At 75.1% G+C, this 25,366-nt stretch carries 21 protein-coding genes; 10 read left to right on the top strand and 11 right to left on the bottom strand.

What is annotated here, in order from left to right:
- Positions 1-2,051: M4 family metallopeptidase (locus H505_RS0121865; protein ID WP_026403686.1), on the bottom strand; the 2,051-nt coding region annotated here is incomplete at its 3' end.
- Between the two features lie 328 nt (positions 2,052-2,379).
- On the opposite strand from H505_RS0121865, the gene H505_RS0121870 reads away from it, so the two are divergent.
- The gene (locus H505_RS0121870) at positions 2,380-3,252 is read left to right on the top strand and encodes a hypothetical protein (protein WP_026403687.1); all 873 of its coding nucleotides are present in this window, start codon (positions 2,380-2,382) and stop codon (positions 3,250-3,252) included.
- A gap of 34 nt (positions 3,253-3,286) precedes the next feature.
- On the opposite strand, the gene H505_RS0121875 is transcribed toward H505_RS0121870, so the two are convergent.
- The 4 genes from H505_RS0121875 to H505_RS43585 form a co-directional block, all read right to left on the bottom strand.
- Complete coding sequence (locus H505_RS0121875; RefSeq protein ID WP_026403688.1) at positions 3,287-5,380, bottom strand: tetratricopeptide repeat protein; 2,094 nt, start codon at positions 5,378-5,380, stop codon at positions 3,287-3,289.
- The gene (locus tag H505_RS0121880; RefSeq protein ID WP_026403689.1) at positions 5,377-6,279 is read right to left on the bottom strand and encodes an SIR2 family NAD-dependent protein deacylase; all 903 of its coding nucleotides are present in this window, start codon (positions 6,277-6,279) and stop codon (positions 5,377-5,379) included. The genes H505_RS0121875 and H505_RS0121880 overlap by 4 nt, the downstream gene beginning before the upstream one ends.
- 129 nt (positions 6,280-6,408) lie before the next feature.
- Complete coding sequence (gene fxsA, locus H505_RS0121885; protein ID WP_026403690.1) at positions 6,409-6,594, bottom strand: FxSxx-COOH cyclophane-containing RiPP peptide; 186 nt, start codon at positions 6,592-6,594, stop codon at positions 6,409-6,411.
- Positions 6,595-6,600: 6 nt separating this feature from the next.
- Positions 6,601-8,208 (bottom strand): chloride channel protein, encoded by a 1,608-nt coding sequence (locus H505_RS43585; protein ID WP_051301015.1) that lies wholly within the window; start codon positions 8,206-8,208, stop codon positions 6,601-6,603.
- A 611-nt stretch (positions 8,209-8,819) separates the two neighbouring features.
- Between H505_RS43585 and fxsT the strand changes: the two genes are divergently transcribed.
- Complete coding sequence (gene fxsT, locus H505_RS0121895) at positions 8,820-11,312, top strand: FxSxx-COOH system tetratricopeptide repeat protein (protein ID WP_051301016.1); 2,493 nt, start codon at positions 8,820-8,822, stop codon at positions 11,310-11,312.
- Positions 11,313-11,366: 54 nt separating this feature from the next.
- Here the strand turns inward: fxsT and H505_RS0121900 are convergent, their stop codons facing one another.
- On the bottom strand, positions 11,367-12,395 hold the full coding sequence (locus H505_RS0121900) for an alpha/beta hydrolase (protein ID WP_026403692.1): 1,029 nt from the start codon (positions 12,393-12,395) through the stop codon (positions 11,367-11,369).
- Positions 12,396-12,512: 117 nt separating this feature from the next.
- Between H505_RS0121900 and H505_RS43590 the strand changes: the two genes are divergently transcribed.
- Both H505_RS43590 and H505_RS0121910 read left to right on the top strand, forming a co-directional pair.
- A complete protein-coding gene (locus H505_RS43590; protein ID WP_051301017.1) occupies positions 12,513-13,277 on the top strand; it encodes an isocitrate lyase/PEP mutase family protein in 765 nt (254 codons plus the stop codon).
- A gap of 136 nt (positions 13,278-13,413) precedes the next feature.
- Entirely contained in the window at positions 13,414-14,238 is an 825-nt protein-coding gene (locus H505_RS0121910; protein WP_026403693.1) for an oxygenase MpaB family protein, read from the top strand.
- 82 nt (positions 14,239-14,320) lie between these two features.
- Here the strand turns inward: H505_RS0121910 and H505_RS0121915 are convergent, their stop codons facing one another.
- Complete coding sequence (locus H505_RS0121915; protein ID WP_026403694.1) at positions 14,321-15,577, bottom strand: epoxide hydrolase family protein; 1,257 nt, start codon at positions 15,575-15,577, stop codon at positions 14,321-14,323.
- A gap of 63 nt (positions 15,578-15,640) precedes the next feature.
- On the opposite strand from H505_RS0121915, the gene H505_RS0121920 reads away from it, so the two are divergent.
- Entirely contained in the window at positions 15,641-16,594 is a 954-nt protein-coding gene (locus H505_RS0121920; protein WP_026403695.1) for a helix-turn-helix transcriptional regulator, read from the top strand.
- A 3-nt stretch (positions 16,595-16,597) separates the two neighbouring features.
- Here H505_RS0121920 and H505_RS43595 read toward each other — a convergent pair whose 3' ends face one another.
- A complete protein-coding gene (locus H505_RS43595; protein WP_051301018.1) occupies positions 16,598-18,358 on the bottom strand; it encodes a BCCT family transporter in 1,761 nt (586 codons plus the stop codon).
- A 69-nt stretch (positions 18,359-18,427) separates the two neighbouring features.
- Positions 18,428-18,940 carry a GNAT family N-acetyltransferase gene (locus H505_RS0121930; protein ID WP_026403696.1) on the bottom strand — a complete coding sequence of 171 codons (513 nt, stop codon included), beginning with the start codon at positions 18,938-18,940 and terminating at the stop codon, positions 18,428-18,430.
- Between the two features lie 52 nt (positions 18,941-18,992).
- Between H505_RS0121930 and H505_RS49145 the strand changes: the two genes are divergently transcribed.
- From H505_RS49145 to H505_RS0121950, 3 genes are read left to right on the top strand one after another with little or no spacing between them, the layout of a single operon-like run.
- Positions 18,993-19,892 (top strand): AAA family ATPase, encoded by a 900-nt coding sequence (locus H505_RS49145; RefSeq protein ID WP_051301019.1) that lies wholly within the window; start codon positions 18,993-18,995, stop codon positions 19,890-19,892.
- Positions 19,893-19,937: 45 nt separating this feature from the next.
- Positions 19,938-21,431: a hypothetical protein gene (locus H505_RS47930; RefSeq protein ID WP_026403697.1), complete on the top strand. Its 1,494-nt coding sequence runs from the start codon at positions 19,938-19,940 to the stop codon at positions 21,429-21,431.
- Positions 21,432-21,483: 52 nt separating this feature from the next.
- Positions 21,484-22,062 (top strand): hypothetical protein, encoded by a 579-nt coding sequence (locus H505_RS0121950; RefSeq protein ID WP_026403698.1) that lies wholly within the window; start codon positions 21,484-21,486, stop codon positions 22,060-22,062.
- A gap of 15 nt (positions 22,063-22,077) precedes the next feature.
- Here the strand turns inward: H505_RS0121950 and H505_RS0121955 are convergent, their stop codons facing one another.
- Positions 22,078-22,380, bottom strand: coding sequence for a helix-turn-helix transcriptional regulator (locus H505_RS0121955; protein WP_026403699.1), 303 nt, complete (start codon positions 22,378-22,380; stop codon positions 22,078-22,080).
- A 67-nt stretch (positions 22,381-22,447) separates the two neighbouring features.
- On the opposite strand from H505_RS0121955, the gene map reads away from it, so the two are divergent.
- The gene (gene map, locus H505_RS0121960; RefSeq protein ID WP_026403700.1) at positions 22,448-23,224 is read left to right on the top strand and encodes a type I methionyl aminopeptidase; all 777 of its coding nucleotides are present in this window, start codon (positions 22,448-22,450) and stop codon (positions 23,222-23,224) included.
- Positions 23,225-23,230: 6 nt separating this feature from the next.
- On the opposite strand, the gene H505_RS0121965 is transcribed toward map, so the two are convergent.
- Complete coding sequence (locus H505_RS0121965) at positions 23,231-23,848, bottom strand: TetR/AcrR family transcriptional regulator (protein WP_026403701.1); 618 nt, start codon at positions 23,846-23,848, stop codon at positions 23,231-23,233.
- A 99-nt stretch (positions 23,849-23,947) separates the two neighbouring features.
- On the opposite strand from H505_RS0121965, the gene H505_RS43615 reads away from it, so the two are divergent.
- Positions 23,948-25,321 carry an MFS transporter gene (locus tag H505_RS43615; protein ID WP_034519231.1) on the top strand — a complete coding sequence of 458 codons (1,374 nt, stop codon included), beginning with the start codon at positions 23,948-23,950 and terminating at the stop codon, positions 25,319-25,321.
- The last annotated feature ends 45 nt before the right edge of the window (positions 25,322-25,366 follow it).

The following is a 25,366-nucleotide window of genomic DNA, read 5'->3' on the forward strand; positions in this document are numbered from 1 at the left end:
CCGGCGGCGGCGCCGGTGACGAGGGCGTTCGACCCGCCGGCGGCGCCGAGCTGGAGGTTCACGCCGGACCAGGAGGTGGGTTGCGGGGTGCCGCGCTCGAACGCGCCGGACGTGGCGGTGTCGGTGCCGTCCGGGTCGACGGTCCAACCGCGGTCGGCTTCGAGGTCGTCGGCGAAGACGGCGCCGCCGGGCCCGCCCCCGCCGACCGTGAGCGTGAACGCGGCGGTGCGCTCGATCGACGCGCCCTGCCCGAGGACGGTGATGCGGTACGTCCCGTCCGGGGTGTTCGCGGGGATCGACACGGTCATGGTGGACGACTGCCCGGACGTCACCGCGGCCGGTGCGAACGTCGCGGTCGGGCCGGCGGGGGCGCTCGTCGCCGACAGCGCGACCCGCTGGGCGCTCCCGCCGGTGGTGGCGGTGGTGACGGTCGCGGTGACGGTGCCGCCGGGCTCGCCGCCGGCGCTGCCGGGGGCGACCGCCAGCGAGAAGTCGTTCTGCTGCGTGCCGCAGGACGCCTCACCGGACTGCTGCGGCACGTTCACCGCGCTCCACGCCGCCTTCACCGCGTTGCACTCGGTGGCGGAGCCGGGGAAGAGCTCCAGGGCGGCGTTGACGGTCTCGACCCGCGCGCGGGCGTGCGTCCACGAGAAGGTCTTGCGGTTGAGGCCGCCCATGAAGATCTGGCCGGCCTTCTCGATGCCGATCCCGGTGACGGACGAGCCGTTGCACGTCGGGCTGTTCGGTCCGTCCGAGGGGTTCGAGCCTTCGGCCAGCAGGTAGAACCAGTGGTTCTGCGGGCCCGCCGCCGCGTGCACCTCGGTGTTCGGGATGGACGACGAGTAGCAGTTCGGGTGCCCCTTGGCCTGCGGGTCGTACATGTTCCGGATGGGGCCGGACCCGACGAGGTCGACTTCCTCGCCGACGAGGTAGTCGGGCGGGTCGTAGGTCGCGGACTCGGCGGCGTAGTGCTCGGTCAGCGCGCCGAAGATGTCGCCCGCCGACTCGTTCATGCCGCCCTTCTCGTTGCCGCCGCCGCCGGAGCCGCCGGGCGTCTCCTGGAAGATCGCGTGCCCGAACTCGTGGGCGACGACGTCGAACGGGGTGGCCTGCCGGCTGCCGGACTGGTTGCGGCCGAAGTTGGTGTAGGAGCCGTTCCAGTAGGCGTTGGCCTGGTTGAGGCCGACCCGGATCGGGAATCCGCCGCCGGAGCCGTTGATGCCGTCGCGCCCGAGCCAGGAGCCGAGCATGTCCCATTCCTTCTGGACGGCGTACATGGCGTCGACGCACGCGGTCTCGAGGTCGGTGCCGCTCCCGTTGCCCCAGGCGCTGTCGGTGCCGGTGTAGGTGCCGCCGTTCTGCCCGCCGCACCGGATGCCGGGCCGCTGCGGGTCGGTCATCTGCTGCGCGGCGGTGGAGACGTCGACGGTGCCGTGGTAGTGGCTGCGGTCGTCGGCGGCGGCGCGGACGTCGTCCCACGAGCCCGCGACCTTCCCGGTGCGGGCGTCCACCAGCACGTGGAGCCGGGTGGGCGCGCCGCCGTCGTTGCCGGTGACGACGGTCTCGTAGACGAGCCGTCCCGTGCCGTCGGCGAGGACCAGCAGGCGCGGTTCGGACGTCTGCGCGGCGTCGTCCACGCGCGCCCGCGAGACGGCCGCGGCCCGCTCGGCGGGGACGTCCGGTTTCGTGGCGAGGTCGAGGCTCCGCTCCTGCCCGACGGACGTGCTGAGCACGCCGCCGGACCGGTTCGTGGTGACGACGAAGTCGCCGCCCAGGACGGGCAGGCCCTTGTAGACCCGCTCGTACGCGACGTGCTGCAGGCCGTTCTGCCCGGTCGTGATGCCGCGCCGGACGACGCGCTCGTCCGGCGACGTGCGGAACTCCGCGGGTTTCGCGGCGACGAGGCGGTCGGCGGACGCGGCGGCGAGCGCGCGGGGGTCGGGCTGCGGCGCCGCCGGCGCGGTGCGCGCGGCACCGGCGGCGGGGGCGGACATCGCCACGGCGAGGCCGGCGGCGAGCGCCGCCGCCCCGATCGCGGTCTGGTGTCTCACGGGTGCTCCTTCCAGGGGCCGTCGAGGAGTCGCCCGGTCCTTGTGGGACGGGCGGCGCCGCGGCGGCGAGGGGGATGGGGGTCTCATCCGGATGAGCTGTCCGAAGTGCACTCCGAAAGATGAAAGGTGTCAATGAATCCACATGTTGTTGGATTTCAATGTGTATCGAGTTCGACCATGAATGTCTGGAAAGCCGCTGGTCGATCGGCGCCGCGGAAGTGGCGGCGGGAAACCCCGTGCGTTCCGACCGTGCCGCGCGATAGAACGGTGAAGGCCGAATCCATCCCCGACCGAATGTGCGGCGCGAACCACGACGAAGGCGGTGCGGATGCGCGCGACCCTGCGCAGGGTGGCCCGGGACGTCCGGTGGCTGCGGCGGCTCGACGCGTACGCGATCTCGGCGCTCGCCCTGGTGCTGGCGGTGCTGACCGTGATCGGCGACGTCGTCTCCGACGACGTGCGGTGGGCGGTGGCGCTCGCCGCGCTGGCGGCGCTCGTCTACCGCGGCACGCTGCCCGACCCGTCCGAGAGCGCCGCCGACACGATGCTCGGCGACCGCGGCTCCCTGAGCGACCTGGACGTCGCGGGGCGGCTGCGGCGGGCCCGCACGGTGTGGCTGTACGCGCCGTCCGGCGTCAACTTCCTCACCCCCGAGCGCTGCGAGGCGCTCCGCACCGGGGTGCTCGCCCGCCGGGACGGACGGGTCCGCATCGTCGTGCTCGACCCCGAGCGGGCGGAGGCCGTCGCGATGGCCACCTGGCAGCTCGACGACTCGCGGTTCTTCCCGCTCCAGTACATGGGGCCGTCGCTGCGCGCCGTCCTCGACCGGCTGCGCGCCATGCGCGGCTGGAACGTCGCGGGCGCCTTCCGGTACCGGCTGCTGGCCTACAACCCCGGGTTCAGCCTGCTGATCATCGACCCGGAGGCCGGCGACGGCCTCGTCATCGCCGAGCTGCACGGCTTCGGCGGCGAGTCGACGGCGACCCGCATGCACGTCCGCATCACCCGCGACGAGTCCGAACGCTGGTTCACGTTCTGGGTCGACCAGTTCCGGTCCGTGTGGCGGGCGGCCCGCACCGAGACGCCCGAGGACGGCGCCCCCGGCGGCGGCGCGGAGCGCGCGGACGGCGCCGCCGGCGGCGGCTCCAGGGACGCGGACGGGCCGGGGGAAGCGGCCGGGGTCGGGGGCCCGGCCTCATGACCGGACGGGCCGGCAGGGGCCGAACGGGGCGGGGTCAGCCGCGGGAGGAGATGCGGCGTTCGAGGTCGTCGGCGGCGCCGCTCTGGTACGGGAGCAGGCCCGGATCGCTCACCCGGCGCGTCTCGCGCAGCAGCTCCAGGGCCTCCTCCGCGCGCGCCCGCAGCAGCTCGGTCTCGCCGCCGCGCAGGTACGTCCGCGCGTTGCGCGGGTTGGCCTCGATGGCGGCGCGCAGCTCATCGGCCGCCTCGTCGGTGCGGCCGAGCTGCGCCAGCGCCAGCGCCCGCGCGGACCGCAGGTCCTCCAGGCGGGCCGGATCGGGCCCGAGCGCGATGACCCGCTCCAGGTCGCTCATCGCCTCGCGCGGCTGCCGCAGCTCCGCCAGCAGCTCCCCGCGCGCCGCGAGCGCCGACACGTTGCCCGGGTCGTGCTGCAGGATCCGCTCGTAGGCGGTGCGGGCGTCGGAGAGGCGGCCGAGATGCCACAGCGCCCGGGCGTACCCCTCCAGCGAGTCGAGGTCGGACGGCTGCCGCCGCACCGCCTGCTCGTACTCGATGAACGCGTCCTCCACCCGGCCCCGGGCCAGCAGCACGTCGCCGAGGCCGGTCAGCACCCGGGCGACCGCCGCGCCGTCCCGCAGCGCCTCGTACACCCCGATCGCCGCGCCGAAGTGCGTCCGCGCCTCGTCCACGTCCCCGCGCAGCCCGGCGACCTGCCCGAGCAGGTACCGGCCCTCCGCCTCGGTGCGCCGGTCGGCGCTGCGCGCCGCGGCCTCGATCGTCTGCCGCGCCCAGTTCGCGGCGTCGCCGGTCGCGCCGACGACCAGCGCCCGGTGCGCGGCGCGCAGCCGCAGCCGCGCGTCCGGTTCCCGCTCCGCCGCGTCGGCGGGCTCGTCCGCCGCCCGCTCCGCCTGCCGGATCGCCGCGATCAGCCGGTCGTGCTGCAGCTCGTACCAGCGGGCGTTCAGCCGGTGCTCGGCGCGCAGCAGGTGCCGGGACGCCAGCGCCCGGACGACCTCGTTGCGCAGGCCCGCGGTCTCCCCGGCGCCCTCGCACACCATCCCCCGGGTGCCCATGTCGGTGATGAGGTTCCGCTCGATCCACCAGCGCAGCCCGTTCTCCGGCATGCCGTGCTCGGCGGCGACCTCCGCGACCGTCCGGGTGTAGAAGCGGGCGAGGGACCGGTCGGGGTCGCCGTGCGCGCGGACGTCCTCCGCGGTGATCGTCCGGACGGACTCGGGCAGCGCCGCCCACAGCGTCGAGCAGACGATCTGGAGCTGCACGGGCTCGACGAGCTCGTCCAGGGCCGCGGCGCCGTCGTGCCCGTCCGCGCCGGACCGGTCCGGCCCGTCGGGTCCGTCGGGGCCGCCGCCGGGGCCGGGGCGCCGCGCGGCGCGCAGGTCGTTCACGAGGTACTCGGCGGCGCCGGGCGCGAACGTCCGGGACGTCCGCCGCAGCGGCCCCGTGACGGCCTTCAGCGCCGCGTCGGCGGTGAGGGCGCGGACGGCGAGGCGGCGCCGCGGCGGCGGCGACAGCCGGCGCTCGAACGGCAGCAGCGCGGCGACCGCGTCCTCCCGGATGGAGACCAGCAGCCGCAGCTCGACCTGGTCGGCGAGCGCGGCGGACAGGTCGTCGACGAAGTGGTCGCGGTGCCGCCACAGCTGCGGCGGCGCCATGAACAGCTCCTCGAACTGGTCGATGGCGACGAGGAACGGCAGCGGGTCGTCGAACTGGTCGACGCGGCCCGCGCGGTCGCGGAAGAAGTCGCGGACCGTGAGGTCCCGCAGCGCCTCGGGGCTCGCGCTCGGGTTCCAGGACGACAGCAGCGTGAACGTGAACGGGTTCCCGCCGGCGGACGGCTCGGCGAACGGGGCGGGGAACACCCGCCCGACGGGCAGCCGGTCGACCTCGTCGCCGAGCCCGCCGAGCACCCCGGCGTTCAGCAGCGACGATTTCCCGACGCCGGACGGACCGAAAAGGATCGTCATCCGGTTCGCGAGCCACAGCGAGCGCAGATCGCGGATCTCGCGGTCGCGGCCGAAGAACAGCGGGCCGTCGGACTGGCCGAAGGCGCGGAGCCCCGGATAGGGCCCTTCGCCGGGGGGAAGGCGGTCGGCGGCGGGAGAAGTCACGGTGTACCTCCGGCCCGCCGATTGAGCTCGCGGAAAAAGTCTCTCGCGCTTCCCCAATATACGGACACCTTGAGGTCGGCGAAATAGCGGTCGAGATACTCCTCCGCGCTGCGCCGCTGGTCGTCGGTGGCGCCGTCGGGAAGGGGCAGCATCTGCACGCTGATGTGGGAGCGCCGGTGCGTGGTGGGCAGGCCCTTCACGAGCCCCTGCAGCAGCACCTGGAACGTCCAGTCGCGGAGGCTGTAGCCGACGAACAGCAGCGGCCGCCGCGCCAGCGCCTCCTGGACGGCCGGGGGGACGAGGCTGACCCGCGCGGAGGTGTCCTCCTCCTTGTTGCGGTCCTCGATGAGGGCCACGAGGAACTGGATGTAGTCGTCCTCGGTCAGGACGAGCGACTCGGGGTGGCCGTCGTGGCCGTGCAGGTGGTAGACGACCGGCTCGTCGGCCGGGGACCCGCCGGGCGGCGGGACGAAGGCGTCCGGGTCGTAGGGCGCCCCGTCGTACCAGGGGCACAGGACGCGGCGCGGGTCGCGGCCGGCGGCGCGGAGCGACCGCGTCAGCAGGTCGTCGTAGTTCGTGGTCAGGTAGAGGGGGAGCGGGAAGCGGGCCAGCGCGACGTGCGGGTCGTCGGGGTCGTTCGGGGCGGTGATGCCGGTGAAGTGCCGCCGCAGGAACTCGCCCTTGACGTAGGTGAGGTCGTCCTCGAGGACGGCGACGTACCGCATGACGCGCGCCAGGTCGAAGCGGTCCTCGAAGGGGTAGTCGTACTCGTCGGCCCACCGGCCGGCCAGCGCGCCGGCCATCTCGAGGGTGCCGTGGCAGGCGCCGGCGCCGAGGAACGGGGCGACCTGGCCGGCCCTGAGCTGCCGGATGAGCCGATCCCAGTCTCTGTCTTCCAAACGTGTCTCCGCTGGTCGGCCGTGGGGGACGGACGAGCCCGGCGGGGGCCCGCCCGGCCGCGGGACGTCCGGGTGGGGGGCGTCCGGCTGGATCGTTCTGCGCATCATGACAGAGCCTTCCGGGGCGTCCTAGTCGATGACCGCGTTGAACCCGGCGGCCGCGTCGTCCGGCGACGCGGCCTCGGCGGCGATCCGGTTCAGGCAGTCGTGCAGCACCGAGCCGGGCCGCGCGTCGAGCCGGTCGAGGGGGAGCCGGCTGAGGTCGGGCAGCCCGTGCAGCACGCCCCCGGCTTCGTGGTCGTCCGTCGTCGTCACTCGTCGTCACTTCCTCGTTCGCTCCGGCGCCGTCCGGCACGTCCCGTCGTCGTCGGGAGGGGGGAGGTCGGTCGGGTCCGCGGGCCCGGGCGGCGCGTCGGCGGGCGCGGCGGGGACGGCGTCCGGGGCGGCGGCCCGGCCGCGGCCCCGGCGGACGCGGGCCCGCAGCGCCGCCAGCGCGTCCGCCGCCCCGGGTTCGTCGCGTTCCCGCTGGCTGCGGTACAGGGTGTGGTCGCCGACGACCACGTACGCCAGCGACATGGCGAGGACGATGGGCAGCGCGAGCTCGGGGGTGCGGGTGCTCTCCAGCACCAGCACCGCGCAGCCGAACGGCGCGTGCACGATCGCGCCCAGGCAGACCGCCATGCCGACGACCACGAACGGGGCGGGCCCGCCGGTGGACGCGCCGAGGGACTCGGCGACGCGCCAGACCGCGGCGCCCGCCGCGCCGCCGATCACCAGGCCGGGGCCGAACACCCCGCCGGAGCCGCCGGTGCCGATGGACAGCGACGTCGCGGCGATCTTTAGCAGGGGCAGCAGCAGGACCAGCCAGAACGACATGCCGAGCAGCGCGCCGCCGTCCAGTTCGCGCTGGACGACGCCGTAGCCGGGGCCGAGCACGGCGGGCACGGCGAGCCCGAGGAGGCCGACGGCGAGGCCGCCGGCGGCGGGCGGCAGCCAGGCGGGCACCGCGCGGCGCCGCGCGCCGTCGGCGGGCGCGGTGAGGCGCCGGGTGACGGCGCCGACGCCGTGCAGGGAGTACGCGTAGCCGCGGCCGAGCGCGCCGCAGAGGACGCCGAGCACCGCGAACGCGACGACGTCGCGGGCGGCGAACCCGGTGGCGGGCGACACGTCGCCGAACATCGGCCCGTAGCCGAGGAAGATCCCGAAGACGCCGAACGCGACGAACGACGCGGGCAGCGCCGGCGGCAGCGCCCGCCACCCGAACCCGCGCAGGAACAGCAGTTCGGCGGCCAGCAGCGCCCCGGCGAGCGGGGCCTGGAAGATGGCGCCGACGCCGGCGCCGAGCCCGGTCATGACGAGGATGCGGGCCTGCACGCCGGTCAGGCCCGCGCGGCGCGACAGGATCGAGCCGAGCGCGCCGCCGATCTGCGCGATCGGGCCCTCCGTCCCGCCGGAGCCGCCGGAGCCGAGGGTGAGCCCCGCGGTGATCGTCTTGATGGCGGGGACCCGGCCGCGCATCCCGTTCGGGTCGAGGTGCGCGGCGTCGATCGCGGCGTCGGTGCCGTGCCCGGCGGTCTCGGGGGCGGTGCGGGCGACGATGAGGCTGGCGAGCAGCGCGCCGCCGCAGGTGATGAGCGGCAGCGCCCACGGGCGGTCGATCCCGGTCCAGCCGTGGACGTCGCCCTCGGTGACGGTGGTGGCGGGCTCGAAGCCGGCGAGGCCGCCGAGCAGCCCGTGCGTCAGCAGCCGGAGCAGCGCGACGAAGACCGCGGCCGCCAGCCCGGCCGCGCACCCGGTGGCCACCGCGAGGACGAGCCAGCGCAGCGCGGCGCGGGCGCGGCGGGCGCGCCGGCCGCGCGGGTCGGACGTCCGGGCGGGCGGCGGGGGCGCCGCGGGAGCCCCCGGCTCCGGCGTGGCGGGTTCGGTCAACGTTCCTCCGCACGGACGGGCGACGGAGCGCGGACGCTCGCGCCGTCGTTCGGCGGCCCGGGTCGGGAGCGGCGGAAACCCGCGGGCGAGCCCCCGGCCGTACGGTCCGCCGACCGGACCGCCCCCGCGGCGGGGCCGACTCCGTTTCCGTCGATGTCGAGTTGTGTCGCTCGTGCTGTCGTCGTCGACGTGGTCGAAGCCAAAATAACCGTCCTGTCCGGACCGGTGCCATATCTCTGGCGGACACCGGCCACTGCCTTGCGGAGCCGCGGTTTCATGACGAAAATGACAGGATCGCGGTAGGGGGCACGGCAATTACGGACATGCCATTAGTGCCCGTTATGCTCCCCGCCGTTCGCCGATCATGATCCGATCATAGTCGGGCGCGGAGATCATTGGCGCGGCACGGTCGATGGAACGTTCCTTCGCCCGATTCGTTCCCCTAATGTCGCTCACCGGACAGAAGCTCGGTGTCACCGGACACAGAAAATTTACGCAGCGGAAGATAGGCTGGACAAGAAAAGCAATGCTCACCGCCCTTTCGTTTCCGTCTCCCCGGAGGCCACATGTCTGCGACAGGCGGGCAGCCTGAGATCTGGGGATCCGTCCCCATGCGCAACCCCCACTTCACGGGGCGCGAGAGCACGCTCGACCGGCTGCACCGGGAGTTGTCCGGCTCCCCGGACGGGACGTTCGTCCTGCAGGCCCTCCAGGGGCTGGGCGGCATCGGCAAGACCCAGCTCGCCACCGAGTACGCCCACCGCTTCGCACCCGACTACGACGTCGTGTGGTGGGTGCCCGCCGAGAGCGAGCTCGTCGCCCGCGCGTCGCTGGCCGCGCTCGCCGAGGAGCTGGGCGTCGGCGGCGCCGACAGCGCCGTCGCGGTCCGCAACGTCCTCGACAGCCTGCGGCTCGGCCGCCCGTACCCGCGCTGGCTGCTGATCTACGACAACGCCGTCGGCCCGGACGAGATCGCCGACTTCCTGCCGTCCGGCGGCGGGCACGTCCTCATCACCTCCCGCAGCACCCAGTGGCGGCACGGGGCCCGCAACCTCGACGTCGACGTGTTCGACCGCGCCGAGAGCACCGCGTTCCTCACCCAGCGGGTCGCCGGGCTGGACGCGGGCGACGCCGACCAGATCGCCGAGGCGCTCGGCGACCTCCCGCTCGCCCTCGAACAGGCCGCCGCGTTCCAGGCGGAGACCGGCATCTCCGCCGAGACCCTGCTGCGCGAGCTGCGCGAGCGGGCGCGGGAGCTGTTCGACGTCTTCAACGAGAACCCGCCCGTCGGCTACCCGCTCACCCTCGCGACCGTCTGGGCGACGTCCGTCGTGCGGCTGCGCCGGCAGAGCCCGGACGCCATGGCGCTGCTCGACCGGCTGGCCCTGTTCGGCCCCGAGCCGATCCCGCTCGACACGTTCGCCGAGGCCCGGCACGTCCTCGGCGGCGACTTCGGCGCGATCCTCACCGACACGCTCCGCCTCCAGCGCGCGCTGCGCCACCTCGGCCGGTACTCGCTGGCCCGCGTCGACACCGTCCGCAACACCATCCAGGTGCACCGCCTCATCCAGGCCGTCACCCGCGCGGAACTCGGGGGCGAGGCGTGCGACGCGGCCCGGCTCGACGTGCACGTCCTGCTCAGCGCCCGCGCGCCGGTCGACGTCGACGACCCCGACAACTGGTCCCTCTACGAGGGGCTGCTCGGGCACGTCCTGGAGTCCCGGGTCGTCGAGTGCGCGCAGCCGGAGGTCCGCCGGTTCTGCGTGCGCTTCGCCCGGTACCTGTACGTCCGCGGCGACTACGAGGGCTCCCGCGCGTTCGCCGAGAGCGCCATCGGGCACTGGACGCGCCACCCGGCGCCCGGCGCGGGGCCCGACACCGACGAGCACGTCCTGTCGATGCGCATGGTCCTCGGCGTGGACCTGCGGCTGCTCGGCGAGCTGCGGGCCGCCTACGAGCTGGACGAGGCGACCCTCGCGCGGATGACCGAGGTGTTCGGGCCCGAGCACGAGGAGACGCTCCGGCTGATGAACAGCTACGCGGGCGACCTGCGGTCCCTCGGCCGGTTCGGGGAGGCCACCGAGTACGACGAGCGGTCGCTGGAGCTGCACCGCCGCGTGTTCGGCGGCGACGACCCGTGGACCCTGATGGCGGAGAACAACCTCGCCATCGACCACCGGCTGTCCGGCCGGTACGACCGCGCCCTCGAACTCGACGAGGACACGCTGGAGCGCCGGCTCCGCGTGTACGGCCGCCCGACCAACCACTGGGTGCTGTTCACCCGCAACCAGATCAGCCGCGACCTGCGCGAGCTCGGCGAGTACGAGCGGTCGGTGCGGCGGCAGCGGGAGGTCGTGGCCGACTACGAGCAGGCGCTCGGCCCCGAGCACCCGAACCTGCTGCGCGCCCGCAAGAACCTGTCGGTGTCGCTGCGCAAGTCGGGCCGGTTCGCCGAGGCCCGCGAGCTGGCCGAGCAGGTGAGCGAGCACTACGAGCGGCGGTTCAGCCCCACCCACCTCGACACGCTCGCCGCCCGCTGCAACCTCGTCAACGACCTGCGCGTGACGGGCGAGCTGGAGGAGGCCCGCACGCTGGGCGAGGAGACCCGCAAGCGGTTCGCGGAGACGCTCGGCGCCGACCACCCGTTCACGCACGGCTGCGCGGTCAACCTCGCGGTCGTCCTGCGCCGGCTGGGCCGGCACACCGAGGCCGCCGAGCTGAACGAGCGGGCGTGGCGGACGCTGGCGGACGCGATCGGCGCCGAGAACGACTACACGCTCGCGGCGCTGGCGAACCTCGCGAGCGACCGCGCCGCCGCGGGCGACTTCGCGGGCGCCGCCGAGCTGGGCGGCCGGGCCCTCGCGGGGTTCCTCGCCGCGTTCGGGCCCGACCACCCGCTGACGCTCCAGTGCGCGGTCAACCTGGCCGCCGACACCGCCGCCGCCGGCCGGACCGGGGACGGCGACGCGGCGTCGCGGGCGCCGGTCCTGGACGGCGACCCGGTGCGGCGGCTCGCGGAGCGCCTCGGCGCCGACCACCCGGTCGCGCAGGCCGCCGCCCGCGGCGACCGCCTCGACTTCGACTTCGAACCCCCGCCCGTCTGACCCCCGCCCGTCCGACCGGGGCGCGGCGGGCCGGGGCGGGGGCCGGGGCGCGGGTCAGGGGGCGATGCGCCGGGCGAGCCAGGCGAGGGCCATCGGGTAGCGGTAGTCGATGCCGCCGTGCGCGGCGTCGAACAGCTCGAAGCGGACGGCGTCGTCGGCGACGCCCGCGTCCCGCAGCGCCGCCCGGAAAGCCTCGGCGCCGACGTCGAGGTACCACTCGTCGCGGGTGCCGCCGTCGATCCAGATGGCGCGCTGCGCGCGCAGCGCGTCCGCGTGGGCGGGGGCCATCCGCACCGGGTCCCAGGCGAGCCACCGCTCCCACACGTCCTGCCGGATCACGCCGGTGACCGGGTCGAACGGCAGCTCGGGGGTGCCGTCCTCGCGGGCGGAGTAGCAGACCGCCATGCCGAGGACGTTGAGCAGCGCCATGTCCTCGGGCTCGGTGAACGCGACCCGGGAGTTGAAGGCGTCCCACCAGCGCATGATGTCGCCGCCGTACTTGCGCAGGTGCCGGACGCACTTGGGGAACTCGGTGAGGTAGCAGTATTCGAACAGCGCGTCGCCCGCGTGGGTGGCGAGGGCGCCGAACAGGTCGGGCCGCAGCATCGGGGTGACCATCGCGCCGTAGCCGCCGCTCGACTTGCCGCTGATGGCGCGGTGCCCGGGCGCGTCGAGCGTCCGGTAGCGCGCGTCGACCCACGGGACGATCTCGTCGCAGATGTACGAGTGGTAGCGGCCGGTGCCGGGGGAGTCGATGAACTGGCTGCCGCCGTGCGCCGTCCAGGCGTCCACGAAGACGACGATGGCGGGCGGGGCCTCGCCGCCCGCGAACACCGCGTCGGCCGCCTCGGGGAACGTCCGCCGGTACGGGGTGCGGTTCCGCCAGATCCCGACGTGCCCGGTGAACCCGGTGATCACGTAGACGGACGGGTAGCGGCGTTCGGGCTCGTCGTCGTACCCGGGCGGGAGGTACACCAGGACGGGGCGTTCGTGCGGGTCCTTCAGCGGGTTGCCGCGCAGCAGCTCGCTGCTGACGACGTGCTCTTCCAGGCGTCCGGCGAGTTCCGCCGACCACGGCAGCATGCGCACTCCCTCGTGCAGACTGATGATCGTTCCCGAGGGTACGCGCCGGATGTCACAGATCACGGGGCCGCATCGTCCTACTTCGGACGATCACCCGCGGACCAGGGGGAGGACCTGATGACCGACACGGCGAACGGCAGTGCGAACGGCGAGGCGAAAAACAGGGCGGCGCGGCTGCGCGACCTGCACCGGCCGGGCGACCCGCTCGTCCTGCCGAACGTGTGGGACGCCGCGAGCGCGCGCGTCGTCCAGGAGGCGGGGTTCCCGGCGCTCGCCACGGCCAGCGCGGCGGTCGCCGCGATGCTCGGCCACCCGGACGGGGAGGGCGGGCCGGTGGACGAGATGCTCGCGGCGGCCGCACGGGTGGTGCGGGTCGCGGAGGTGCCGGTGACGGTGGACGCCGAGGCCGGGTACGGGCTGCCGCCCGCGGAGCTGGTGGAGCGGCTGCTGGCGATGGGCGCGGCGGGCTGCAACCTGGAGGACAGCCGCGGCGGGGCGCTGACGGACCCGGACGAGCAGGCCGCGTACCTCGCCGCGGTGCGGGACGCGGCCGGGGACGCGCTCGTCGTCAACGCGCGGGTCGACACGTTCATCCGGCAGGCGCCGGACCCGCTGGACGGCGCCCTGGACCGCGGCCGCCGCTACCTGGCGGCGGGCGCGGACTGCGTCTACCCGATCATGGCGCCGGCGGACGCGGTGCGGGCGCTGGCCGAGGGGCTGCCGGGGCCGGTCAACGTGAACCAGTTCCCGGGGACGGCGCTGCGCGAGCTGGCCGAGGCGGGCGCCGCCCGCGTCTCGTACGGGCCGTTCCCGCACCACCACGCGATGGAGGCGCTGAAAGGGTTCGCCGAGCGGCTCCGCGCGGGCGAGGACCCGGCCTAGGGGCGGCGGGGACGGCGGGGGCGGCCGGGACGCCCGCGGCGCGCGGGCGTCCCGGGGCTTGCAAGTGACCACTTACTGAGGCACAGTGGTACGCGCAACGCACTTTCGTTTCCCCCCGGGAAGTGAGGCCCCCCGAATGACCGTGACGCCGGAGCAGGCGCCGCCCAAGGTCGTCACCGACGCCATCAGCGGCCTGGCCCTCGCCGCCGCGGCCGCGAACGTCGTCATGCAGCTCGCCCGCCTCCCCGTGGGACACGGTGTCGCCAACAGCACGGTCGAGAGCGGCCGGATCGACAAGCACCCGATCAAGCGCGCCCGCACCACCCTCAGCTACATCTCCGTGGCCATGCTCGGCTCCGAGAAGGAGCGGGCCGCGATGCGCGACGAGGTCAACCGCTCCCACCGGCACGTCAACGCCCGGGAGCCCGTCAAGTACAACGCCTTCGACCGGGATCTCCAGCTCTGGGTCGCCGCGTGCCTCTACATGGGCACCGAGGACATCTACCGGATCCTCTACGGGGAGCCGACCGGCGAGCAGCGCGAGATCCTCTACCGGTACGGCGCCCGCTTCGGCACCACCCTGCAGATGACCGAGGACATGTGGCCCGCCGACCGCGAGGCGTTCCAGAAGTACTGGGACGCCTCGGTGGCCGAGATCGAGATGGACGACCTCACCCGCGGCTACCTGCGCGACCTCGCGGAACTGAAGTTCCTGCCCGCGCCGTTCCCGCAGCTGCTCGGCGCCTTCAACCGCTTCCAGACGGTCGGGTTCCTGCCGCAGCCGTTCCGCGACGAGCTCGGCTACCGCTGGACGGCCCGCGACCAGGCCCGCTTCGACCGCCTCATGCGCGTCCTCGGCCGGATCAACCGCGCCCTGCCGCGCCCCGCCCGCGAGTTCCCGTTCAACGTCTACCTGTGGGACGTGCGCCGCCGCATCCGGCGCGGCCTCGCGATCGTCTGACGCTCCCGCCCCGAGCCGAGGACCCGCGGCGTCCGGCATCCGCGCCCGCCGGACGCCGCGGGTCCTCTTCTTCACGCGCGCGTCAGCGCAGGGACGCGAAGAACGCGCGGACGTCGTCGACGAGCGCGTCCGGCTCCTCCATCGCGAGGAAGTGCCCGCCCTTCCCCAGCTCGGTCCAGCGGACGACGCGGTGGTCGCGCTCCGCCCACGGCCGGACCGTCACGTCGTGGGCCGAGACGAGCACGCCGGTCGGCACCGTCCCCCGCTCGGGCGCCCAGCCGCCGGACGCCCCGTCGCCCCCGCCGTCCGCACCGCCCCAGCCGCCCGCGTCCCCGTCCCCGTCCCCGTTCGAACCGGCGCCCCAGTCGCCGTCCGCGCCGCCGTCCGTCCACGCGTTGGCGGTCATCTCCTCGTAGTACACCTGCGCCGCCGACGCCGCCGTGCCCGTCAGCCAGTACAGCGACACGGTGGTCAGGACGCGGTCGAGGCCGAGCACGTCCTCGGGGAGCTTGTCCTCGGGCTCGGTCAGCTCCTTGAACTTCTCCACGATCCACGCGAGCTGCCCGGACGGCGAGTCGTGCAGGCCGTACGCGACCGTCTGCGGGCGCTTCGCGTTGCACCGCAGGTAGCCGTCGTTGAAGTCCTGCATCCGCCGCCACCGGTCGCGCTCGGCGTCCGACAGCCCGTCCATCTCGCCCTCGACCCCCGCCGGGAACGTGATCATCGCGTTGACGTGGACGCCGACCACCCGGTCGGGCGCCGCCTTGCCCAGCTCCGGCGCGACCCACGAGCCGGTGTCGTAGCCGTGGACGCCGTACCGTCCGTACCCGAGCCGGTCCATCAGCTCCGCGAGCACCGCGGCCATCCGCGCGGCGCCCATGCCGGGCCCGGCCAGCGGCGTCGAGAACCCGAAGCCCGGCAGCGACGGGATCACCAGGTGGAACGCGGCGGACGGGTCGCCGCCGTGCGCCCGCGGGTCCGACAGCGGCCCGATGACGTCGAGGAAGTCGGTGAACGCGCCCGGCCAGCCGTGCAGGAGCAGCAGCGGGACGGCGTCCGGCTCGGGCGACCGGACGTGCAGGAAGTGCACCTTCTGGCCGTCCACGACGGTCTCGAAGTTCGGCAGCGCGTTGAGCGCCGCCTCGTGGGCGCGCCAGTCGTAGCGGGTCCGCCAGTGCTCGGCCAGCTCCCGCAGGTACCCGGCGGGGACGCCGCGGCTCCAGCCGACGCCGGGCAGCTCGTCCGGCCAGCGGGTGCGCGCGAGCCGGTCGGCGAGGTCGTCCAGTGCCGCCCCGTCGATGTCGATGGCGAAGGGGCGGATCTCGTGTTCGGTCGTCATGCGGAGCACGCTAGGAACGGGTTAGGTCGGGAACGGTCCTAACCGTCCGGCAGACTCGGTGGCGTGCCGACGACCTCCTCCGCGCGGCTGCTGAGACTGCTGTCGCTGCTCCAGACCCACCGCGACCGGTCGGGCGCCGAACTCGCCGGGCGCCTGGGCGTGACGCCCCGCACCGTCCGCCGGGACGTCGACCGGCTGCGGGACCTCGGCTACCCGGTGCACGCGGCGCGCGGCACCGCCGGGTACCGGCTCGGCGCGGGCTCGTCCCTGCCGCCGCTGCTGCTCGACGACGACGAGGCCGTCGCCGTCGCCGTCGGGCTCCGCACGGCCGGCACGGTCGCCGGGATCGAGGAGACGGCGCTGCGGGCGCTCGCCAAGCTCGAACGGGTGCTGCCCGCGCGGCTGCGGTACCGGGTCGGCGCGCTGAACGCGGCGACCGTCCGGACCGGCGCCGCGCCCGGCCCCGCCGTCGACCCCGGCGCCCTCGTCGCGATCGCCGACGCCTGCCGCCGCCACGAGAGCCTCCGCATCGACTACCGCAGCCCGCGCGGCGGCGAGACCCGCCGGACCGTCGAGCCGCACCGCCTCGTCAGCTTCGGCCGCCACTGGTACCTCGTCGCGTGGGATCCGGGGCGCGACGGCTGGCGCACGTTCCGCGTCGACCGGCTCACCCCGCGCACCCCGCCGGGGCCCCGGTTCGTCCCGCGGCCCCCGCCGGACGGCGACGCCGCCGCGTACCTGGAGCGCACGCTGTCGTCCCGGGCCTGGCCGGTGCGGGCGACGGTCGTCCTGCACGTCCCGGCGGACGACGCCGCCGAGCGCGTCTGGCCCGGCATGGGCACCGTCGAACCCGTCGACGACCGCAGCTGCCGCCTGCACGTCGGCGCCGACACCCCCGCCGACCTCGTGTGGATGATCACCTCGGTGGGCGTCGGCTTCACCCTCGCCGACGGCCCGCCGGAGCTCGCCGACGCCCTGCGCGTCCAGGCCCGCCGCTGCCTGGACGCGCTCGGCTGACCGTCAGGACTTGCGGACGTCCGGGTCGGGCCGGTCCGCGGTGTACTCCTCCTCGGGGAACGCCTTCTTGGTGATGCCGCCCTCGGTGTCGTCCCCGTTGCCGGACGGGCGGAGCGCCAGCTCGAAGTCGCCCTGGTGCTCCCGGACGCCCGTGACGACCGCGTCCTCCAGCACCTCGACGCCCTTGCGCTGGCGCCGCATCATCGGGTCGTTCCGCAGGTCCTTCGCGAGGGCGGCGCACAGGACGATCAGCACGATCGTGAACGGCAGCGACCCGATGAACGTGATGTTCTGGATGCCGTTCAGCGCCTCGTCACCGCCGATCACCAGCATGATCGCCGCGACGGCGCCGGTCACCGCGCCCCAGAAGATCACGATCCAGCGGGCGGGGTGCACCGAGCCCCGCTGCGACAGCGTCCCCATGACGATGGACGACACGTCCGCGCCGGAGACGAAGAAGATCGCCACCAGGATCATCACCACGACGGCGGTGATGCCGGACCACGGCAGGTCGCCCAGCACGTTGAACGTGATCGCCTCCGGCGAGCCGTCGCCGTACGGGTCGTTGCCGTTCTGCTGGTCGCGGATCGCGGCCCCGCCGAACACGGAGAACCAGAGGAGGCTGACCACGCTCGGGACGACGATGACCCCGGCGACGAACTGCCGGATCGTCCGGCCGCGGCTGATGCGGGCCAGGAACATCCCGACGAACGGCGCCCACGAGATCCACCACGCCCAGTAGAAGATCGTCCAGTTGGAGAGGAAGTCCTCCATGTCGTCCCCGCCGGTGGCGCCCGACCGCGACGCCATCTGCCCGAAGTCCTGGATGTACACGCCGACGGACGTGGGGATCATCTGGAGCATGAAGACGGTCGGGCCGACGACGAAGATGAACAGCGCCAGGACGATGGCCAGCACCATGTTGATGTTGGACAGCCACTGGACGCCCCGGGCGACGCCCGACACCGCCGACAGGATGAAGCAGATCGTCAGCACGACGATGATGAGCACGAGCACGGACGTGCCGAGCGTCTCGATCCAGCCCGCCTCCTGCATGCCGGTGCGGATCTGCAGCGCGCCGATGCCCAGCGAGGCCGCGGAGCCGAACAGCGTCGCGAACAGCGCGAGGATGTCGATGATCTTGCCCGCCGGCCCCTCGCCGCGCCCCCTCGGGAACAGCGGCGCGAACGCCGAGCTGATCAGCTGCCTGCGCCCCCGCCGGTAGTGGCCGTACCCGATCGCGAGCCCCAGCACCGCGTAGATCGACCACGGGTGCAGCGTCCAGTGGAACAGGGTGGTCGCCATGGACGTCTCGACCGCCGCCTCGCTCTGCGGCGGGTCGGTGCGCGGCGGCGGGTTGACGAAGTGCTCCAGCGGCTCGGCCATGCCGAAGAACATCAGGCCGATCCCCATGCCCGCGCTGAACATCATCGCGATCCAGGAGACGGTGCGGAACTCCGGTTCGTCGCCCTCCTTGCCGAGCGGGATCCGGCCGTACTTGCTGACCGCGAGCCAGAGGGAGAACACCACGAACCCGGTGGCCGCGAGCACGAACATCCAGCCGACGTTCGTCAGCAGCCAGTCGAGCGTGCTCTGCGCGACCGAGCTGAGGTTGTCGGTCCAGAACGACCCCCAGACGATCAGCGCGAGGGCCAGCACCGCACTGATCCCGTAGACGATCCAGTCGGTGCGCGGGCGCCCCCTGGAGCCCGGCGGCGCGCCGTGGCCCGGCTCTCGGTCGGTCCCGTGATCGGTGATCCCCATGACCCAGGCTTTTCCCGAGAATCTACGTTCTCACTTGAACGCGTTGGTAAAACGTTCCCGGCCGCCGGGTCAGCCCGTTCCGGCCGCGCCGCTGCGCCGCTCCAGCAGCACCACGTCGCGCCACCGCCCGTGGTGCCGTCCGATCCGCTCTCGCACCCCCACGGTGCGGAAACCCACGCCGCGGTGCAGCCGCAGGCTCGCGGCGTTCTCGGGGAAGACGCCCGCCTGGAGCGTCCAGATCCCGGCCCGCTCGGCCGCGCCGACGAACGCGTCCAGCAGCACTGTGCCGACGCCGCGCCCGGCCGCGTCCGGCGCCACGTACAGGCTGTGCTCGACGACCCCCGCGTACACCGGCCGCGCGGACACCCGCGAGCCCGCCGCCCAGCCGAGCACCGCGCCGTCCGCGGCGTCCACGGCGACGAGCCGGGGCTCCTCCAGCTTCGCCGCGTCGAACTCCGCCCACGAGGGCGCCGCCACCTCGAAGCTCGCCTGCCCGGTGTCGAGCCCCGCCTGGTAGATCTCCAGCACCCGGGCGGCGTCCGCCCGCCGCATCTCCCGAACCGCGACCCGTCCCGCCTCCATGCGGCACGTATACCGCACCGCCGCCCCGGGCGGGACCGGCAGGATGGGGGGCGTGGTCGAGGTCGCGGTGCTGATCGGGTTGCAGGCGTCCGGGAAGACGACGTTCTACCGGGCGCGGCTCGCGGCGACGCACGTCCACGTGAGCAAGGACCTGTTTCCCAGGGCGCGGCGGAAGCAGGCGCGGCAGATGCGGCTCGTCGCGGCGGCGCTGGAGGCCGGGCGGGACGTCGCCGTCGACAACACGAACCCGTCGCCGGACGAGTGGGCGCCGCTGATCGGGGCCGCGCGCCGGTTCGGGGCGCGGGCCGTCGGCTACTGGTTCCCGCCGGACGTCGCCCTGTCGATGCGCCGCAACGCGCTGCGCCCGCCGGAAATCCGAGTGCCGGACGTCGGCGTCTATGCGACGCTCAAGCGGCTGCGCCGCCCGGGGCCCGGGGACGGGTTCGACGAGCTGTGGACGGTGCGGCCGGACGGGCGCGGGGTCGAGAAGCTGGTGTCGCTGTCGGCGGGCATCGCGTCGGCCGCGTTCACGCAGGCCGCCGGGGAGTACGCCGTGTTCGACTCCCGCGTCTGGACGGGGACGGGCCCGGACGACGTCGTCGACTACCTCTCGTGGCGGCAGGCGGACGCGGCGCGGTGCGCGCTCAACGGCTGGTCCTACTGGACGCTGCGGAAGGAGGGGCGCAGCCCGCGGCAGGCGTCGCGGGAGCTGTTCCGCGCGTCGGTGTCCGACAAGAACGAGCTGCTGTTCGCCCGCGGGATCAACTTCAACGACGTCCCCGCCTGGCAGCGCCGCGGGGTCGGGCTGTGGTGGGAGACGTTCGAGAAGGCCGGGCGCGACCCGGTCGCGGACGTCGCGGTCACGGCGACGCGGCGGCGGGTGCGCGTCGAGCGCGAACTGCCGATGCGGGACGAGTACCGCGCGTTCGTCCGGGACCTGCTGTCGCGGTGACGCGGGCCTGGCGGGACCGGCGCGGGTGCTCCAGGATGATCGACCATGGTGTTCGTTCGGCGTGACGTCCGGCTCTCCGCACTCCCCGACGGGCTGCCGGACGAGGTCGCGGGGCCCGTCCTGGACGCGGTGGAGGCGCTCGCGATCGGCGGCGACGGCCTCCACGCGGGCGGCGGCGTGGTCGCGGCGGCCCGGCTCGTCCAGGGGAGGCACCTCGCCGCCGGGTCCCGGTACGCGGTCGAGCTCCCGGACGGCGGCGCCGCGGAGATCACCGTCCGCTCGTGGGACCGGGCGCGGCGGATCCGGCTGGACGGGACGTTCGCGTGGGACGGGCACGAGGTGACGGCGGCCCTGGACGTCGGCCTGACCGCCCGCCGGATCCGGACGGTGCGGCTCACCGGCGGGTACCGGGCGACGCGGGGGCGGTTGCGCTCCCTGCGCCGCGCGGACTGGACGGGCGAGGCGCGGCTCGGGGACGGGACGGCGGCGCCGGAGCTCGCGCTCCGCGTCGCGCACCGGTTCGGCGCCGCGACCGCGCGGGTCGAGCCGAAGGGGGCGCGGCGCGGGGAGTGGCGCGTCCGGGTCGCCGCGGGCGGGCGCGGCCGGGGCGTCCTGCGCCCGTTCGCCGCGCTGGGCCTGCTCGTCGCCCGGCGGCGGATCCGCGCGGGGTTCGCCGAGGCCGTCGACGGGTTCGCGGACCGGTGGAACGCGGCCGTCCCGGGGCTCGCGCAACGCAACCTGGACGCGCCCGTCACGCTGCGGCACACGGTGACCGCGCGGGCGGTGCCCCGGGAGTGGGCCGGGGAGTTCGTCGCGGGCCTGCGCGCGGCGGTGGAGGGGCTCGACTTCCGGCGCGGCCGCCTGGTGCGCGGCGGCGGCACGACGGACGACGTCCGGCTCGACGGGAAGCACCTCGCGCGCGGCGCCCGCTACCGGCTGGCCGCCGTCCACCGGCACCCGGCCGAGGCGACCGTGGCCGCGTGGGACGACGACCGGGTCCGCGTCGAGTTCCGGACGGACGACGGCGCGACGACCGGCGCGTTCGAGGTCCGGACGGCCGGCCGTCCCGGCGCGGTGCACGCGGAGTGGCGCGGCGGGCGGCCGGGCCCGTGGGCGGCGCTCGACACGGCCACCGGCCGGATCGACGCGGACCTGGACGGCTGGTGGACGTCCGGCGCGCCGATCGTCCGCACGAGCGTCCACGTGCTCGGGACGGAGACTTTGGCGGTGGCGTGCGCCCCGGCCGGGGACGGGTGGGCGGTGACCTTCACGGAGACGCAGGAGCCGCGGGAGTGGGCGCGCCCGCTGGTCTCCGTCGTCGCCGCGCTCGCCCCGGCGGAGGACGCGTTCCGCGACCTGGCCGAGGGCGCCGCCGAACGCTGGAACGACGCCCTCGCCCGGGCGGGCGACGACCCGCGCGCGGCCGCGGCCGCGCTCGTGGACGCCGTCCTGGCGGGCGGCCTACTTGAGGACCTCCGCCTCGCGCGACCCGCCGGGGTGGACGACCAGGAGGTGCCGCCGGGCGGGGAGCGGCCATGAGTCGGGCTCGCCGCGTAGAGGACACCTACGACATGTCGTTCAGGGGGGCGGAGTGGCGCTCGGCATCGAGTTCGCGAACGTGGTCGGGCGGGTCGCGGAATGCGACCGCGCCGTTCCCGGCGGGCTGGACGGGTTCGCGGAGGCCCGGCACAACTACACCGAGGACGCGCACCTGTTCCGCGTCGGGTTCATGAGCACCGGGGAGGCTCGCGCCCTCGCCGCCGGGCTGCCCGGCGGCGCCGCCGCCGTCGTGGCGTCCGACGGCCCGCTGCCCGGCTGGCTGCGGCGCGGCGAGGTCGGCGGGTCGCGGGCGGTCTGGCTCGCCGGGCACGCGCCGGGGCCCGTCGTCCCGCCCCTGCAGGGCGTCCTCCTGCAAGGGCCGCCGGGCCTGCGGGACGCGCTCGCCCGGGACGGCGCCGCGACCGTCCGGCGGCGGGCGTCCGGCGGTGACGGGGAGTACGAGGTCGTCCGGGGCGGCGGGCTCGTGGACCTCGACGTCATCGGCGTCCCGGGCGGCGCGTGCGTCTACCGGGCGGCGCGGCGGCGGGAGCGGAACCGCCGCTGCGGGCCCGACATCGCGCTGCTGCGGTGGCTCGACGCGGCCCTGCGGGACGCGGGCGCCCGCGGGTGAGGACGGGGCGGCGGCTTACGAGGCCAGCCGCGCGCCCGGGCCGGGGCCCGAGCCCGCGAGTCCGGCGTCGCCGTCGGAGCGGTTGATCTCCGCCCACACCGCGTCGAGGGAGAGGCCGAGGACGGCGGCGACGGCGGCGATGGTCGGGAAGGCGGGGGTGGCCACGCGGCCGGACTCGATCTTCCGGAGGGTCTCCGGCGAGACGCCCGCGTCCAGCGCGGTGCGGAGCATCGACCTCTCCCCCCGGGCGCGCCGCAGGAGGGCGCCGAGGCGCTGCCCGCGTTCGATCTCTTCGGAAGTGAGCGGCAACCTGACCATGCCGCCGATTCTAGTACCGGGATAGTATGGCCGGGATAGTTATTGGCAAAGCCGAGGAAGGCGCCGGATGATCGAGATCCTGACCCCCACCGAACTGCCGCGCGCGCGGGCCGCGGGCGCGCTCGTCGCCGACATCCTGCAGGCGATGCGGAGCCGCAGCGAGGTCGGCACGAACCTCCTGGACATCGACCGGTGGACCCGGGAAATGATCGTCGAGGCCGGGGCGGAGTCCTGCTACGTCGACTACGAGCCGTCCTTCGGGCGCGGGCCGTTCGGCCACTACATCTGCACGTCGGTGAACGACGCCGTGCTGCACGGGAAGCCGCACGACTACGAGCTCGCCGACGGCGACCTGCTGTCGCTCGACCTGGCGGTGTCCCTGGACGGCGTCGTCGCGGACTCCGCCGTCAGCTTCATCGTGGGCGGCGCGCGGTCCGCGGAGAGCACCGCGATGATCGGCGCGACGGAACGCGCGCTGAGCGCGGGGATCGCCGCGGCCGGGCCGGGCGCCCGCATCGGCGACATCTCCCACGCCATCGGCTCGGTCCTCGCCGAGGCGGGCTACCCGATCTGCACCGAGTTCGGCGGGCACGGCGTCGGCTCGACCATGCACCAGGACCCGCACGTCCCGAACCAGGGGCGGCCCGGCCGCGGCTACAAGCTGCGCCCCGGCCTGCTGCTGGCCCTGGAGCCGTGGATCATGGCGGACACCGCCGAGCTCGTCACCGACGCCGACGGCTGGACGCTGCGGAGCGCGACGGGCTGCCGGACGGCGCACAGCGAGCACACGATCGCCATCACCGAGGACGGCGCCGAGATCCTCACCGTGCCGACGCGGCGCTGACGGCGGTCAGCCCGCGGGGGCCGCGTACAGGGCGGCGATGGAGCGTTCGACGCCGGCGCGCGCCGCGTCCGGGGCGGTGATGCCGATCAGGACGTAGTACGCGAGGCCCTCGGCGTGCGCGACCAGGCCGACGGCGGCGGCGTCGGGGTCGGTCCCGGCGGGCAGGGCGGCCGGGTCGCGGCGCAGCAGGTCGGCGACCCGCCCGTGGAACCGGGCGTACTCGTCGCGCATCCGGGCGGCGATGGCCTCGTCGGCGAGGGCCAGCGCGGTGAACGACTGGCGGACGCGCAGGTGCGCGCGGGTCTCGGCGTCGTGGGCGATCAGTTCGGTGAGGACGACCGTGAGGACGTCCCGGGGCGCGGCGTCGGCGAGTTCCCGGCCGACCTTCGCGCGGATGCGGGCGGCGCTCAGCGCGTTGCCGCGGTCGAACGCCGCCTCGATCAGCCGCTGCTTGGCGGGGAAGTAGTGCTGGACGCGTCCGGGCGAGACGCCCGCGCGCGCCGCGACCTCGGTCAGCGAGACCGCCGCCAGGCCCCGCTCGGCGACGATCGCGAGGACCGCGTCCGCGATCTCGTTCCGCCGCTCCTCGTGCCGGGCCCCGGGCCCGCGCGTCCGCCGCTCCATGCACTCTTTCCAATGTGACCGCATCGGATTGACCGCTCCCAGTGTAGCCGCCTAGCCTGCGAGGCAAAGCGATGCGATCACATCGATCCGGGGGTGCCGATGGCGCGGACCGTCCTCGCGCTCGCGTGCGCGGCGCAGTTCATGGTGGTCCTGGACGTCTCGGTGGTGAACGTCGCGCTGCCCGCCGTGCAGGACGACCTCGGCTTCACCGACGCCGGCCTGCCGTGGGTCGCGGGCGCCTACACCCTCGCGTTCGCCGGGTTCCTCCTGCTCGGCGGGCGGCTCGCCGACCTCGCGGGAGCCGGGCGGGTCCTCCTGCTCGGCCTCCTGCTGTTCTGCCTGCCCAGCCTCGTCGGCGGCCTCGCCGCGACGCCCGGCCTGCTGGTCGCCGCCCGCGCCGCGCAGGGGATCGGCGCCGCCGTGCTCGCCCCCGCCACCCTGACGGCCATCACCACGACGATCCCCGAGGGGCCCCGCCGGACCCGCGCCCTCGCCGTCTGGACGGCCGTCGGCCTGGTCGGCGGGGCGTCGGGCAACCTCGTCGGCGGGCTGCTCACCGAGGCGCTGTCGTGGCGGTGGATCCTGCTGGTCAACGTGCCGGTCGGGCTCGCCGCCGCCGTCCTGGCCCGGCGCGTCCCGGACGGGCGCCGCGCCCGCGCCCGCCGCCTCGACGTCCCGGGCGCGGCCGTCGCGACGGCCGGGCTGACGCTCCTCGCGTTCGGCATCATGCAAGCCGAGACCCGGGGCTGGACGGACGCCCGCACGGCCGGGGCGCTCGCCGCCGCGGCCGTCCTGCTGGCGGTGCTCGCCCGCGTCGAGGCGCGCGCCGCCGACCCGCTCGTCCCGCCGCGCCTGCTCCGGTCCCGCGCGATCGGGCTCGGCAACGTCCTGATGCTGCTCGCCGGGGCCTGCTTCGCGGTGCCGATGTGGTACTTCCTCACCCTCTACATGCAGGACGTCCTCGGCTTCTCCGCGCTGGAGACCGGGCTCGGCTTCCTCCCGCACACCCTGCTGACGATGCTCGTGGGGCTGCGCGTGACGCCGCGGCTGATGCGGCGCCTGGACGACCGGGTGCTCGTCGCCGCCGGTGCCGCGGCCGCCGCCGCGGGCTTCCTCTGGCAGGCCGCCGCGGCGGGCGGCGACCCCTCGTACGTCCGCGGCGTGCTCGGCCCGGCCGTCCTCGTCTCCGTCGGCGGCGGGCTGCTGAACACGCCGCTGACCGCGACGGTCACGGCGGGCGCCGCCGGGGGCGACGCGGGTGCCGCGTCCGGGCTGATGAACACCGCCAAGCAGGTCGGCGGCGCGGTCGGCCTCGCCGCGCTCGCCGCCGCGACCACCACGTACGGCGCGGCGTTCCTGGCCATGGCCGCGATGCTCGCGGTCGTCGCGGTCGCGTCGCTCGCCCTCCCCGCCCGCCGCGACACCCCGGCCGCCCCGGCGCCCGCCACCGTCCACCGCGAGACCCGGCGGTGAAGGAAGGACCGGGAGGCCGGAGTGCGACGCATCCTTCCGGGCCGT

Origin of the sequence: Actinomadura rifamycini DSM 43936, assembly GCF_000425065.1 — a bacterium.
Taxonomy (GTDB): domain Bacteria; phylum Actinomycetota; class Actinomycetes; order Streptosporangiales; family Streptosporangiaceae; genus Spirillospora; species Spirillospora rifamycini.

Excerpts from the sequence above, each read along its gene's own strand:
- H505_RS0121965 (WP_026403701.1), bottom strand. The coding sequence starts at position 23,848 with ATGGAGCGGCGGACGCGCGGGCCCGGGGCCCGGCACGAGGAGCGGCGG.
- H505_RS0121870 (WP_026403687.1), top strand. The coding sequence starts at position 2,380 with ATGCGCGCGACCCTGCGCAGGGTGGCCCGGGACGTCCGGTGGCTGCGG.
- H505_RS0121900 (WP_026403692.1), bottom strand. The coding sequence starts at position 12,395 with ATGCTGCCGTGGTCGGCGGAACTCGCCGGACGCCTGGAAGAGCACGTC.
- fxsT (WP_051301016.1), top strand. The coding sequence starts at position 8,820 with ATGCGCAACCCCCACTTCACGGGGCGCGAGAGCACGCTCGACCGGCTG.
- H505_RS43590 (WP_051301017.1), top strand. The coding sequence starts at position 12,513 with ATGACCGACACGGCGAACGGCAGTGCGAACGGCGAGGCGAAAAACAGG.
- H505_RS43615 (WP_034519231.1), top strand. The coding sequence starts at position 23,948 with ATGGCGCGGACCGTCCTCGCGCTCGCGTGCGCGGCGCAGTTCATGGTG.
- H505_RS0121930 (WP_026403696.1), bottom strand. The coding sequence starts at position 18,940 with ATGGAGGCGGGACGGGTCGCGGTTCGGGAGATGCGGCGGGCGGACGCC.
- H505_RS0121915 (WP_026403694.1), bottom strand. The coding sequence starts at position 15,577 with ATGACGACCGAACACGAGATCCGCCCCTTCGCCATCGACATCGACGGG.
- H505_RS47930 (WP_026403697.1), top strand. The coding sequence starts at position 19,938 with ATGGTGTTCGTTCGGCGTGACGTCCGGCTCTCCGCACTCCCCGACGGG.
- H505_RS0121910 (WP_026403693.1), top strand. The coding sequence starts at position 13,414 with ATGACCGTGACGCCGGAGCAGGCGCCGCCCAAGGTCGTCACCGACGCC.
- H505_RS43595 (WP_051301018.1), bottom strand. The coding sequence starts at position 18,358 with ATGGGGATCACCGATCACGGGACCGACCGAGAGCCGGGCCACGGCGCG.
- H505_RS0121955 (WP_026403699.1), bottom strand. The coding sequence starts at position 22,380 with ATGGTCAGGTTGCCGCTCACTTCCGAAGAGATCGAACGCGGGCAGCGC.
- map (WP_026403700.1), top strand. The coding sequence starts at position 22,448 with ATGATCGAGATCCTGACCCCCACCGAACTGCCGCGCGCGCGGGCCGCG.